General features: G+C 47.3%; 7 protein-coding genes and 2 rRNA genes. All 9 read right to left on the bottom strand.

The genetic code is table 11. The features are described from left to right. Positions 1–168: 168 nt before the first annotated feature. Positions 169–3107: ribosomal RNA gene (locus QNH15_RS00045) — 23S ribosomal RNA — on the bottom strand. 218 nt (positions 3108–3325) lie between these two features. After that, positions 3326–4873 (bottom strand): 16S ribosomal RNA (locus tag QNH15_RS00040). Together the 16S and 23S rRNA genes form the textbook arrangement of a ribosomal RNA operon. A 356-nt stretch (positions 4874–5229) precedes the next feature. After that, on the bottom strand, positions 5230–7788 hold the full coding sequence (gene gyrA / locus QNH15_RS00035) for a DNA gyrase subunit A (RefSeq protein WP_283891746.1): 2559 nt from the start codon (positions 7786–7788) through the stop codon (positions 5230–5232). 103 nt (positions 7789–7891) lie between these two features. Then, positions 7892–9814 carry a DNA topoisomerase (ATP-hydrolyzing) subunit B gene (gene gyrB, locus QNH15_RS00030; protein ID WP_283891745.1) on the bottom strand — a complete coding sequence of 641 codons (1923 nt, stop codon included), beginning with the start codon at positions 9812–9814 and terminating at the stop codon, positions 7892–7894. A 54-nt stretch (positions 9815–9868) separates the two neighbouring features. Further along, positions 9869–10144 carry an extracellular matrix regulator RemB gene (gene remB / locus QNH15_RS00025; protein WP_090239904.1) on the bottom strand — a complete coding sequence of 92 codons (276 nt, stop codon included), beginning with the start codon at positions 10142–10144 and terminating at the stop codon, positions 9869–9871. An 8-nt stretch (positions 10145–10152) separates the two neighbouring features. Beyond that, positions 10153–11274, bottom strand: a complete 1122-nt coding sequence (recF, locus tag QNH15_RS00020) for a DNA replication/repair protein RecF (protein ID WP_283891744.1) — start codon at positions 11272–11274, stop codon at positions 10153–10155. Positions 11275–11288: 14 nt separating this feature from the next. Then, positions 11289–11501 (bottom strand): S4 domain-containing protein YaaA, encoded by a 213-nt coding sequence (gene yaaA, locus QNH15_RS00015; protein ID WP_129478625.1) that lies wholly within the window; start codon positions 11499–11501, stop codon positions 11289–11291. 106 nt (positions 11502–11607) lie between these two features. Further along, positions 11608–12750, bottom strand: coding sequence for a DNA polymerase III subunit beta (gene dnaN / locus QNH15_RS00010; RefSeq protein ID WP_283891743.1), 1143 nt, complete (start codon positions 12748–12750; stop codon positions 11608–11610). 212 nt (positions 12751–12962) lie between these two features. Beyond that, a complete protein-coding gene (gene dnaA, locus QNH15_RS00005; protein WP_283891741.1) occupies positions 12963–14315 on the bottom strand; it encodes a chromosomal replication initiator protein DnaA in 1353 nt (450 codons plus the stop codon).

Raw genomic sequence — 14315 nt, 5'->3', positions numbered from 1 at the left:
ATATTCCCTCAAAACTAGATAACTTCATCCAAACTTACTGATAACGTCCAGCTTCATGAACCATATCCTCGAGGTCGTTTCGTCCCTTCCGACGAACACCAAAACCGTGTTCTTGTCAGGGTCTCCAACGCTTGTCGGATATAAGCGGTTCATTCCGCTTTTGTTTTTAAGGATAAGCCCTCGACCGATTAGTATCTGTCAGCTCCACGTGTCACCACGCTTCCACACCAGACCTATCAACCTCATCATCTCTAAGGGGTCTTACTCACTTGACGTGATGGGAAATCTCATCTTGAGGGGGGCTTCATGCTTAGATGCTTTCAGCACTTATCCCGTCCACACGTAGCTACCCAGCTATGCCCCTGGCGGAACAACTGGTACACCAGCGGTGTGTCCATCCCGGTCCTCTCGTACTAAGGACAGCTCCTCTCAAATTTCCTGCGCCCGCGACGGATAGGGACCGAACTGTCTCACGACGTTCTGAACCCAGCTCGCGTACCGCTTTAATGGGCGAACAGCCCAACCCTTGGGACCTACTTCAGCCCCAGGATGCGATGAGCCGACATCGAGGTGCCAAACCTCCCCGTCGATGTGGACTCTTGGGGGAGATAAGCCTGTTATCCCCAGGGTAGCTTTTATCCGTTGAGCGATGGCCCTTCCATGCGGAACCACCGGATCACTAAGCCCGACTTTCGTCCCTGCTCGACTTGTAGGTCTCGCAGTCAAGCTCCCTTGTGCCTTTACACTCTGCGAATGATTTCCAACCATTCTGAGGGAACCTTTGGGCGCCTCCGTTACGATTTAGGAGGCGACCGCCCCAGTCAAACTGCCCACCTGACACTGTCTCCGAACCGGATCACGGTTCCAGGTTAGAATTTCAATACAGTCAGGGTAGTATCCCACCGACGCCTCCATCGAAGCTGGCGCTCCGACTTCTCAGGCTCCTACCTATCCTGTACAAACTGTACCAAAATCCAATATCAAGCTGCAGTAAAGCTCCATGGGGTCTTTCCGTCCTGTCGCGGGTAACCTGCATCTTCACAGGTACTATAATTTCACCGGGTCTCTCGTTGAGACAGTATCCAAATCGTTACACCTTTCGTGCGGGTCGGAACTTACCCGACAAGGAATTTCGCTACCTTAGGACCGTTATAGTTACGGCCGCCGTTTACTGGGGCTTCAATTCAGAGCTTCTCCCCTAAGGGATAACCCCTCCTCTTAACCTTCCAGCACCGGGCAGGTGTCAGCCCCTATACTTCGCCTTGCGGCTTCGCAGAGACCTGTGTTTTTGCTAAACAGTCGCTTGGATCTATTCACTGCGGCTCTCTCGGGCGATAAACCCTACCAGAGCACCCCTTCTCCCGAAGTTACGGGGTCATTTTGCCGAGTTCCTTAACGAGAGTTCTCCCGATCATCTTAGGATTCTCTCCTCGCCTACCTGTGTCGGTTTGCGGTACGGGCACCTCTTTCCTCACTAGAGGCTTTTCTTGGCAGTGTAGGATCAGGGACTTCGGTACTGTAATTTCCCTCGCCGTCACAGCTCAGCCTTCACGATTGCGGGATTTGCCTCACAATCAGCCTAACTGCTTAGACGCGCATTTCCATTCGCGCGCTCTCCCTACCTTCCTGCGTCCCCCCGTCGTTCAAACGGAAAGGAGGTGGTACAGGAATTTCAACCTGTTGGCCATCGCCTACGCCTTTCGGCCTCGGCTTAGGTCCCGACTAACCCTGAGCGGACGAGCCTTCCTCAGGAAACCTTAGGCTTTCGATGGACAAGATTCTCACTTGTCTTTCGCTACTCATACCGGCATTCTCACTTCAAAGCGCTCCACCAGTCCTTCCGGTCTGACTTCACCGCACTTCGAACGCTCCCCTACCACTGTACCTGACGGTACAATCCATAGCTTCGGTGATACGTTTAGCCCCGGTACATTTTCGGCGCAGAGTCACTCGACCAGTGAGCTATTACGCACTCTTTAAATGGTGGCTGCTTCTAAGCCAACATCCTGGTTGTCTGGGCAACTCCACATCCTTTCCCACTTAACGTATACTTTGGGACCTTAGCTGATGGTCTGGGCTGTTTCCCTCTTGACTACGGATCTTATCACTCGCAGTCTGACTCCCGCGGATAAGTCTCTGGCATTCGGAGTTTGACTGAATTCGGTAACCCTGTGGGGGCCCCTAGTCCAATCAGTGCTCTACCTCCAGGACTCTAGCCGCGAGGCTAGCCCTAAAGCTATTTCGGGGAGAACCAGCTATCTCCGTGTTCGATTGGCATTTCACCCCTACCCACACCTCATCCCCGCACTTTTCAACGTGCGTGGGTTCGGGCCTCCATTCAGTGTTACCTGAACTTCACCCTGGACATGGGTAGATCACACGGTTTCGGGTCTACGACAACGTACTATGGCGCCCTATTCAGACTCGCTTTCGCTGCGGCTCCGCCTTCTCGGCTTAACCTTGCACGTTATCGTAACTCGCCGGTTCATTCTACAAAAGGCACGCTGTCACCCGTTAATGGGCTCCAACTACTTGTAGGCACACGGTTTCAGGATCTCTTTCACTCCCCTTCCGGGGTGCTTTTCACCTTTCCCTCACGGTACTGGTTCACTATCGGTCACTAGGGAGTATTTAGCCTTGGGAGATGGTCCTCCCGGATTCCGACGGGGTTTCACGTGTCCCGCCGTACTCAGGATCCACTCAGGAGGGAACGAAGTTTCAACTACAGGGCTGTTACCTTCTTTGGCCGGCCTTTCCAGACCGCTTCATCTACCCCGTTCCTTTGTAACTCCATGTAGAGTGTCCTACAACCCCAGAGGGCAAGCCCTCTGGTTTGGGCTGTTTCCGTTTCGCTCGCCGCTACTCAGGAAATCGCATTTGCTTTCTCTTCCTCCGGGTACTTAGATGTTTCAGTTCCCCGGGTCTGCCTTCTCATATCCTATGTATTCAGATATGGATACCATCCCATTACGGATGGTGGGTTCCCCCATTCGGAAATCCCCGGATCAATGCTTACTTACAGCTCCCCGAGGCATATCGGTGTTCGTCCCGTCCTTCTTCGGCTCCTAGTGCCAAGGCATCCACCGTGCGCCCTTTCTAGCTTAACCTTTAACACGATCGTAAGATCGTTAAAAATAGTACTAAATCAGCGCACAACTAATGAATTAGTTGGCTTGTTTGGATGTTTCGTTATCTAGTTTTCAAGGAACATGGCCACAACAAATGTGTAACCTTATTATGAATTGAAAGAAACGATGTTCTTTCAAAACCAAACAAAAGCTCAGAGTAAGATTCATGAGGCACCTGAGTGCTCATGTCTCCATAGAAAGGAGGTGATCCAGCCGCACCTTCCGATACGGCTACCTTGTTACGACTTCACCCCAATCATCTGTCCCACCTTCGGCGGCTGGCTCCAAAAGGTTACCCCACCGACTTCGGGTGTTACAAACTCTCGTGGTGTGACGGGCGGTGTGTACAAGGCCCGGGAACGTATTCACCGCGGCATGCTGATCCGCGATTACTAGCAATTCCGGCTTCATGTAGGCGAGTTGCAGCCTACAATCCGAACTGAGAGTGGCTTTTTGGGATTGGCTCGGCCTCGCGGCTTCGCAACCCTTTGTACCACCCATTGTAGCACGTGTGTAGCCCAGGTCATAAGGGGCATGATGATTTGACGTCATCCCCACCTTCCTCCGGTTTGTCACCGGCAGTCACCTTAGAGTGCCCAACTGAATGCTGGCAACTAAGGTCAAGGGTTGCGCTCGTTGCGGGACTTAACCCAACATCTCACGACACGAGCTGACGACAACCATGCACCACCTGTCACTCTGTCCCCCGAAGGGGAAAGCTTGATCTCTCAAGTGGTCAGAGGATGTCAAGACCTGGTAAGGTTCTTCGCGTTGCTTCGAATTAAACCACATGCTCCACTGCTTGTGCGGGCCCCCGTCAATTCCTTTGAGTTTCAGCCTTGCGGCCGTACTCCCCAGGCGGAGTGCTTAATGTGTTAACGTCAGCACTGAGGGTGGAACCCCCCAACACCTAGCACTCATCGTTTACGGCGTGGACTACCAGGGTATCTAATCCTGTTTGCTCCCCACGCTTTCGCGCCTCAGCGTCAGTTACAGGCCAAAAAGCCGCCTTCGCCACTGGTGTTCCTCCACATCTCTACGCATTTCACCGCTACACGTGGAATTCCACTTTTCTCTCCTGCACTCAAGTCTCCCAGTTTCCAATGACCCTCCACGGTTGAGCCGTGGGCTTTCACATCAGACTTAAAAGACCGCCTGCGCGCGCTTTACGCCCAATAATTCCGGATAACGCTTGCCACCTACGTATTACCGCGGCTGCTGGCACGTAGTTAGCCGTGGCTTTCTGGTCAGGTACCGTCAAGGTACCGGCAGTTACTCCGGTACTTGTTCTTCTCTGACAACAGAGCTTTACGACCCGAAGGCCTTCATCGCTCACGCGGCGTTGCTCGGTCAGACTTTCGTCCATTGCCGAAGATTCCCTACTGCTGCCTCCCGTAGGAGTCTGGGCCGTGTCTCAGTCCCAGTGTGGCCGATCACCCTCTCAGGTCGGCTACGCATCGTCGCCTTGGTGAGCCGTTACCTCACCAACTAGCTAATGCGCCGCGGGCCCATCTGTAAGCGTCAGCCGAAACCGACTTTCAAAAAAGAAGCAGGCGCTTCTCGTTATCATCCGGTATTAGCTCCGGTTTCCCGGAGTTATCCCCGTCTTACAGGCAGGTTACCCACGTGTTACTCACCCGTCCGCCGCTAAATCAGAGGAGCAAGCTCCTCGTCATTCGCTCGACTTGCATGTATTAGGCACGCCGCCAGCGTTCATCCTGAGCCAGGATCAAACTCTCCAATAAAGTGTTTGATATAGCTCTTAATGTTTAAAAATAAGAAATTGATGGGATTGTAAAATCCCTGACTTACTCTGGCTTTTGTTTGGTTTTCAAAGAACATTTTGTTTGCGCCGCTCGTTTTGGCGACTTTATTAGAATACCATATTAGCATCTATCAAGTCAACCATTTTCTCTAAAAAGTTTTTTCAGAGATTTGCCTGCCGAACAGGCTTAACAAGAAGCTAAATAAATATACCATCTTATTATATACATTGCAAGTGTTTTTTATAAAAAATGTATTTCTACTGAAAAGAAATGAATCAAAGAAAAAAAGGCTGTTAGAAGTGGATTCACTTTTAACAGCCTTTTTACTGTATTGCTTATTCTTCAGGATCGGTATCGCTGTCTTCGTCATGTACTTCAGTTTCATTTGTTTCCACTTTTACTTCTTGTTCATCAGCGCCGGGTTCCATTGTTTCTTCGATGGCCTCATCAATGGCTTCATCCATTTCTTCTTCTTTTTCAACGACTGCTACCGTGGCCACGTGATTGCCTTCCTGCATGGAGATCAGCTTCACACCTTGTGTGTTTCGGCCCATTGAGGAGATGCCTTCCACATTCATACGGATAAGAATGCCGTCTGCCGTAATGATCATCAGATCCTGATCGCTTGTAACGGTTTTAAGGGCAGTGATATCGCCATTTCTTTCGGTAATATTGCATGTTTTAATCCCTTTACCGCCACGGGACTGCAGTCGGTATTCTTCCATCGGCGTACGTTTGCCGAAGCCATTTTCCGTAACAATCAGGACCTCATGCCCTTCATCAAGTACTTCCATACCGACAACATAATCGTCTTTGCCAAGAGTGACGGCTTTTACACCTGCAGCTGTACGGCCCATGGACCGCACATCATCCTCTTTATAACGGATCGCCATACCTTTGCTTGTTCCGACAATGATTTCTTTGTTGCCATCGGTCAGTTTGACGCCCATCAATTCATCCTCGTCACGCAAGGTAATGGCAAACAAACCGCCTTTGCGGATATTGGCAAATTGAGAAAGCGGTGAACGCTTGGTAATCCCGTGTCGTGTCATGAAGTTGAGATACCAGGTATCTTCAAATTCTTCCACCGGAATAACAGCAGAAATCGTTTCTCCGCGTTCAACCTGAAGCATATTGATAATTGGAATTCCTTTTGCAGTTCTGCTCATCTCAGGGATTTCGTATCCTTTTAGACGATATACCTTCCCTTTGTTGGTAAAGAACAAGATCGTGTTATGGGAATTCGTGGTGAACAGGTGTTCCACGAAATCTTCATCCCCTGTGCCCATACCCTGGATGCCTCTTCCTCCCCGCCGCTGTGAGCGGTACGTGGAGATCGGAAGTCGTTTGATATAGCCATTGTTGGTCAGGGTAATAACTACGTTTGTTCTTGGAATTAAATCTTCATCCTCGATCATATCAAAGCCAACCGTAATATTGGTTCGGCGCTCATCCGCAAAACGCTCTTTAACTTCGGTGAGTTCTTCACGGATGATTTCAAGGATTTTTTCCTCGTCCGCCAGAATCGCGCGGAGTTCGGTAATTAAAGCAACAAGCTCTTTATATTCATTTTCAATTTTATCGCGTTCCAGACCGGTCAGACGCTGCAAGCGCATTTCCAGGATTGCCTGGGCCTGTTCAAGGCTTAGACCAAACCTTTCCATCAAACCGTCACGTGCAATGTCTGTTGTTCTTGATCCGCGAATCAACGCAATGACTTCATCCAGATGATCAAGCGCAATGCGCAAACCTTCGAGGATGTGTGCCCTGGCTTCAGCCTTGCGAAGCTCAAATTCGGTTCTTCTGCGAATAATAACCTGCTGATGTTTCAAATAATAATGCAGACATTCCTTTAAATTAAGGACCTTCGGCTGCCCATCGACAAGGGCAAGCATGTTAATTCCGAAGCTTGTTTGCAGTGCCGTATGCTTGTACAGGTTATTCAACAGCACATTGGCATTGGCGTCGCGGCGGACTTCAATAACAATTCTCATCCCGTTACGGTCGGATTCGTCACGAAGATCAGTAATGCCATCGACTTTTTTGTCTCTTACCAATTCAGCAATTTTTTCTACCAATCGGGCTTTGTTGACCTGATAAGGAAGTTCGCTGACAATAATGAAGTTTTTGCCATTGGATTGTTCTTCAATTTCCGCTTTGGCACGGATAATGATGGAACCCCTTCCTGTCTGGTAGGCCTTTCTGATTCCTTCACGACCAAGGATCTCACCTGCTGTCGGGAAATCCGGACCAGGAATAAATTCCATAAGCTCAGGAATTGAGATGTCAGGATTTTGGCTAAGTTCAAGCACACCGTCAATGACTTCTCCAAGGTGATGAGGAGGAATGTTCGTTGCCATACCCACCGCGATTCCCGATGTACCGTTAACAAGCAGGTTCGGAAAACGGGAAGGCATAACAACGGGTTCTCTTTCCGAGCCGTCATAGTTATCTTTGTAATCAATGGTGTCTTTATTGATGTCACGGACAATTTCCATGGCAATCTTGGACATTCTGGCTTCGGTATAACGCATGGCCGCTGCGGCATCACCGTCAACGGATCCAAAGTTACCATGTCCATCAACAAGCATGTGGCGGTAGTTGAAATCCTGTGCCATACGGACCATGGTTTCATACACGGCAGAGTCGCCGTGCGGGTGATACTTACCGATTACTTCTCCGACGATACGCGCTGACTTCTTGTATGCTTTATCTGCGGTCATGCCCAAGTCGTTCATGGCATAAAGAATACGCCGGTGAACAGGCTTCAGGCCATCCCGGACATCCGGAAGAGCACGGCTGACAATAACACTCATCGCATAATCCATAAAAGAAGTACGCATTTCCGAGCTGATATTTATTTCCTTCACCCGGGATTGATCTGCTTCAGACATTGATTCTAACCTCCATTTACTGCATGTTCCATTTACTTTTTACTTAAATAAAGATCTATAAAAACGGTAAGAGAAACAGGGATGTCCCCTGTTTCCACTGATGTTAAATATCCAAGTTTTTTACATAATGGGCGTTTTCCTGAATGAAATCGCGGCGGGGTTCAACCTTATCTCCCATCAGAATATCAAAGGTTTGATCCGCTTCAATTGCATCTTTCAGTTCAACCTGCAGCAATGTCCGCGTAGTCGGATCCATTGTGGTTTCCCATAACTGTGTAGGGTTCATTTCTCCAAGACCTTTATAACGTTGAACGCCAGGTTTCGGATTCTGAGGAAGCTCACCCATAATTCTTTCCATTTCTTTATCATTATAAGCATATTCAATCCGTTTTCCCTGCTGCACTTTGTATAATGGCGGCTGGGCAATATAGACATAGCCGTTTTCAACGATCGGCCGCATGTAACGATAGAAGAACGTCAGAAGCAGTGTACGAATGTGCGCGCCGTCGACATCGGCATCCGTCATGATGATGACTTTATGATAGCGGGCTTTGGTAATGTCAAAGTCCTCTCCAATCCCGGTGCCAAGTGCTGTAATGATGGCACGGATCTCGTTGTTTGAGAGAATTTTATCAAGACGCGCTTTTTCCACGTTAATGATTTTACCGCGCAATGGCAAAATGGCCTGGAAGTGACGGTCACGCCCCTGTTTGGCCGATCCGCCCGCTGAGTCACCCTCAACGATGTACAGCTCGGAGATGCTGGCATCCTTGGATGAGCAATCGGCAAGCTTTCCTGGAAGAGAAGAAACCTCCAGTGCGCTTTTTCTTCGGGTTAACTCACGCGCTTTTTTCGCAGCCACGCGGGCACGGAGCGCCATCATCCCTTTTTCCACTACTTTTCGTGCCACATCAGGGTTCTCAAGCATAAAGGTGGAAAACTGTTCGGAAAACAGTGATTCGGTGATCGTTCTTGCTTCAGAGTTGCCAAGCTTTGTTTTCGTTTGTCCTTCAAACTGCGGATCCGGATGCTTGATGGAGATGATCGCCGTCAAGCCTTCACGTACATCATCACCGGAAAGGTTCGTATCACTGTCTTTAAAAATATTATTACGTCGGCCATAATCGTTAATTACACGGGTCAGGGCCGTTTTAAATCCGGATTCATGCGTACCGCCCTCATGTGTATTAATATTGTTGGCAAACGAGTAAATATTGCTTGTATAGCTGTCGTTATACTGCAAGGCAATTTCAAGAGAAATGCCTTCTTTTTCACCTTCAATAAAAATCGGCTCATGAATCGCTTCACGCGAGCGGTTGATATGTTCAACGTAGGATTTAATTCCGCCTTCATAGTGATATTCCTGTACCACAGGTTCTTCTTCACGTTTGTCGATGGCGACAATTTTAATGCCACGGTTGAGATAGGCCAATTCTCTGATCCGCTGGGACAGAGTCTCAAAATCATATTCAATGGTTTCTGTGAAAATTTCTGTATCCGGCACAAAATGAGTTCTTGTACCCCTGTCTTCCGTTTCGCCGATCACTTTAAGGTCAGCAGTAGGAATTCCCCTGTGATATTTCTGATAGTGAATCTTTCCGTCACGGTAAATGGTAACTTCCATTTCACTGGACAGCGCGTTAACAACCGATGCACCTACCCCGTGCAGACCACCGGATACTTTATAGCCTCCGCCGCCGAATTTACCGCCGGCATGAAGAACCGTCATGATGACCTCCACAGCCGGACGTCCCATTTTTTCATGGATTCCGACCGGGATTCCGCGTCCGTTATCGGTTACGGTGATGCTGTTGTCTTTTTCGATCGTTACTGTAATCTCATCACAGTATCCGGCAAGCGCTTCATCAATGGAGTTGTCGACAATTTCCCATACGAGATGGTGCAGTCCTCTCACATTGGTGGAGCCAATATACATACCCGGGCGTTTGCGGACAGCTTCCAGTCCTTCTAATACCTGAATATCACTTTCATCATAATGCTGTTCTAATTCTTGATCAGTACTCATTTTTTTCTTCACCTACATTTCGGTTTCGGGAACAATTTTAAACGATTGCCTGTCTTACTTGACGTACCAGCTATGGGCAAAATCAATCCGTTCTCCTGCCCGCTTTTTTAACGTGATTGAGGATAGAGGGGAGATATAGACATGTTCTTTTGTAATGATGACAGATTTGGGATGATGATTGGTATGGCATAAGTTCACCATGCTTTTCTTTTCTTTATGCTGTCTTAAAAAGGCACTCATTAATTCCGAGCTTTCAAGCGCACGGTAATCCAGAATCGCCACAATTTCCTTTTGCTGAATAACCGCTTCTTCGCCAATATGCAATAACATAGTCCACCTCACCTTATCCGTTCAATCGCACCTTGTTCAACATGGTACGTTGCTGCCTTATCAAGCGTTTCATGGTGTATGCCTTCCACGCTTGTTGTGGTAACAAAGGTCTGTACTTTGCCTTGTATGGTATTCAGCAAATGAGATTGCCGGTAGTCATCAAGTTCTGACAACACATCATCCAGCAGGAGCAGCGGGTACTCTCCGACTTCTGAATGAATAAGATCAATCTCTGCTAATTTGATCGACAGCGCCGTGGTCCTCTGCTGGCCCTGTGAACCGAACGTCTGTACATCTTTCCCATTCACATGAAAAAGCAGATCATCGCGGTGCGGGCCGAACAAAGAGGTGCCGCGTTCTATTTCTCTGTCTTTTATTTTAACAAACTTTTCTTCATATGCTTCTATCATTTTCGACAATTCTTGCTCTTCACATACCTCTACAGTCGGTTTATATATCACTTCAAGGCGTTCCAGCCCTCTGGAGATGCCGTGGTGTATGGGGTCGGCCCAGCTTTGGAGGAGTTTCATGTAACTCACTCGCTTTTCCGTTACCCGTGCCGCCGCCTGTATCATTTGTTCTGTCAAAATATCAAGCATGACCGTATTTTCTTTGGAACGGCTGCGCTGCATGTCCCGCAAAAGAGAATTGCGCTGGGCAAGAACCTTTTGATATTGCGATAAATAATGAAGATAGACCGGATTAACCTGCCCGATCTCCATATCAATAAAACGACGTCGCACCTGGGGACTCCCTTTGACAAGATTCAAATCCTCAGGTGCAAACATGACGACATTTAACGCCCCTATATAGTCAGTCAATCTCCGCTGTTCCAGTCCATTGACTTTTGCTTTCTTGCCTTTTTGTGAAACAACCAGGCTTAAACTGAATGGTCCGGTCCTTTTTTGAACCCGTCCTTCTATTTTAGCATATTCTTCGTCCCAATAGATTAATTCTTTATCGCGGGGAGTTCTATGGGACTTTGCCATGGCCAGAACGTAGATGGCTTCCATCACATTTGTTTTCCCCTGAGCATTCTCACCCAAAAACACATTGACCTTGTTTTCGAAATCAAGATGCTGGGATGAATAGTTTCTGTAATTTCTTATGTCCAATTGTTCAATATACAACGGGATACCCCCATTTATCTGGAAACAGTGATCTCGCCCAATTCGGGAACAGAAACTTTATCTCCCTCGTAAAGCTTTCTTCCCCGGCGGTTTTCCCGCTCACCATTAACCAGCACTTCATTTTCTTCTAAATACCATTTTACCATTCCCCCGCTTGAGATGGCATCTACATGTTTGAGCAGCTGCTGCAGAGTAATGTATTCAGTCGTTATTTGCACGTTCTCCATCATAACACTCCTTTTCAGACTAGTATTCTCTATTTTCAACCCTTTATGAAAGGCATAAAAGCTGCCGGAGAACCAGCAGCTTTTTTATCGTTGTCTTACTTAAATTTTAATATGTTCGGACAGGCAGGATCAGTTGTTTGACGATTTCGTTGTCCACCGGGGTAATGAGGAAAGGCCTCATGGCTCCTGTGAACAGAACCTGAATCTCTGAACAGTCCATCGCTTTTAATGCATCAATCATATATTTCGCATTGAAGGAAATTTTTAGCTCTTCACCCTCCATGGATTCCGTGACGACATGTTCGTACACTTTACCGATTTCCGGAGAATTGGATGAAATTTCAACGGTCTGGTTATCGATCGTGGCAAGTTTCACCACATTGTTTCGTCCTTCACGGGCTAGCAGAGACGCCCGGTCAATTGCCTGAAGAAAATCTTTTGTCGATAAACCTAACGTCGTTTTGCTTTCACTTGGAAGCAATTTGCTTGTATCCGGATAATTTCCGTCAAGCAGTCTTGAAAAGAATAACGTATTTTTTGTTTTAAATAAAACCTGATTGTCTGTAACAACGATTTGCACGAGCTCTGCAGATTCCTCAACAATTTTGGACAATTCATTTAAGCTTTTTCCTGGAATCACTACGTTTTGGAACGAAAGCCCTTCTGTATTGCTTTCAATTCTTGCGGTCCTCTGTGCAAGTCGGTGGCTGTCTGTCGCTACACAGCTGAGAACATTGTCTTCAAGATTAATGTTCACACCGGTTAATATAGGACGTGTTTCTGACGTGGACACCGCAAAGACAGTTTGTCTGATAATTTGGCGAAGCAGATCTCCCTGGATACTGAACACGTTTTGTTCTTCAATCTGCGGAAGGCGGGGATATTCTTCTGGATCCAGACCAACAAGGCTGAATTCGGAAGCTCCGGAGCGGAGTTTTGTTTCAAAACGCTCTCCCACTTCAACTTCCACGGTATCATTCGGCATTTTTTTTACGATTTCGGAAAAATACCTTGCCTGAAGAACAATGCTTCCTGGTTTTTGGACCTCAAGATTGACTTCCCCATTCTCTTCCATTGGAATCAGGCGTTCGATGGAAATATCGGAGTCACTTCCGGTCAGTGTCATCCCTTCACTGTGAACCACCATTTTTATACCCGTCAAAATCGGTATCGTCGTTCTTGAAGATACAGCCTTCATTACATCCTGTACACCTTCAATTAGCTGGCTTCGGTTAATCTGAAATTTCATGATCATCCCCCTGAACAATTTTCTTATTGGAATTCGGTTATATTATTAATTTTTTTAAATAAAAAACAGTCGTAGTAATAGTAGGGCCTGTGAATCTGTGGATAAGTATGTGAAATGCAAGGAAAGACAGCCTATCCACATGTGGACAGGCTGTGCATAAGAGTGAACAAGTTATTCACAAAATCCCCAGCAAAAAGACATATGGACCAGTATTACGATTTTAACTGATCGTGGATTTCTTTAATACTTTTTTGCAGCTGCTGGTCAGAAACCATTAGTTTCGAAATTTTTTCATGAGCATGAAGCACGGTCGTATGGTCTCTTCCTCCAAATTCTTCTCCAATTTTGGGCAAAGAATTGTCGGTTAGTTCCCTTGCAAGATACATGGCAATCTGGCGGGGAAAAGCAACCGATTTTGTTCTCTTTTTCGCCGTAAAATCTTCAAGCTTGATGTTATAATGCCGCCCGACAATCTCTTGGATGTGGTGAATGGTAATCATGCGCGGCTTGGAGGAGGGAATAATATCCTTAAGTGCCTCGGCTGCAAGATCTGCATTCATATCCTGGTTGATGAGTGAAGAGTAGGCAACTACACGAATCAAAGCCCCCTCCAGCTCACGAATATTGGTATCAATTTGATTGGCGATGTACAGCATCACTTCATTCGGTATATCCAGACCTTCCGCTTTCGCCTTCTTGCGCAGTATGGCGATCCTTGTTTCAAGATCAGGCGGAGTGATGTCCGTGATCAATCCCCATTCGAAGCGGGAACGAAGCCTGTCCTCAAGCGTCGGGATCTCCTTGGGAGGGCGGTCACTTGAAATGACGATTTGCTTGCTTTCTTCGTGAAGCGCGTTAAACGTATGGAAAAATTCTTCTTGAGTTTGTTCTTTTCCGGCAAGGAATTGAATATCATCGATAAGAAGAATGTCGACACTTCTGAATTTATTTCTAAATTCGACTGTTTTATTGTCACGAATCGAGTTAATGAATTCATTAGTGAACTTTTCAGATGACAGATAAGCCACCTTTGCATTCGGCTTATGGTCAACCACATAATGGCCGATCGCATGCATCAAGTGGGTCTTTCCCAGGCCGACTCCTCCGTAAATAAAGAGCGGATTGTATGCTTTGGCCGGTGCTTCTGCTACAGCCAGAGATGCCGCATGGGCAAACCGGTTGCCCGATCCGATAACGAACCGGTCAAAGGTATACTTTGGGTTCATCATGCTCTGGGCAACTTCCTCCTGCTGCTCCACGTTCACTTTTTGCGTTTTTTTCAATACTTTTTCAAAGTCAACTTCTTCTTCCATCTGATTTTGAGGAATAATGAATTTGACATCCAGCGCAGCCCCTGTCACATCATGAAGAGTTTCGGAAATCAAGGTGGAATAACGGGATTCCAGCCAGTCACGGGCAAACTCGTTCGGTGCTGTAATGATGAGCGTATCATTTTGCAGTGCGTGCGCCGCTGTGGACTTTAACCATGTCTCAAAGCTGGGTTTGCTGACCTTTTTTTCCATGGCAGCCAATGCTTTGTTCCATAGGTCATTAATATTTTCCAC

Source organism: Fictibacillus enclensis, assembly GCF_030123385.1.
In the GTDB taxonomy this organism is placed as follows: Bacteria; Bacillota; Bacilli; order Bacillales; family Fictibacillaceae; genus Fictibacillus_C; species Fictibacillus_C enclensis.
The sequence above is the reverse complement of the archived record's forward strand: the minus strand, read 5'-3'. Positions and strand labels throughout refer to the sequence as shown.

Excerpts from the sequence above, each read along its gene's own strand:
- gyrA (WP_283891746.1), bottom strand. The coding sequence starts at position 7,788 with ATGTCTGAAGCAGATCAATCCCGGGTGAAGGAAATAAATATCAGCTCG.
- gyrB (WP_283891745.1), bottom strand. The coding sequence starts at position 9,814 with ATGAGTACTGATCAAGAATTAGAACAGCATTATGATGAAAGTGATATT.
- remB (WP_090239904.1), bottom strand. The coding sequence starts at position 10,144 with ATGTTATTGCATATTGGCGAAGAAGCGGTTATTCAGCAAAAGGAAATT.
- yaaA (WP_129478625.1), bottom strand. The coding sequence starts at position 11,501 with ATGGAGAACGTGCAAATAACGACTGAATACATTACTCTGCAGCAGCTG.
- dnaN (WP_283891743.1), bottom strand. The coding sequence starts at position 12,750 with ATGAAATTTCAGATTAACCGAAGCCAGCTAATTGAAGGTGTACAGGAT.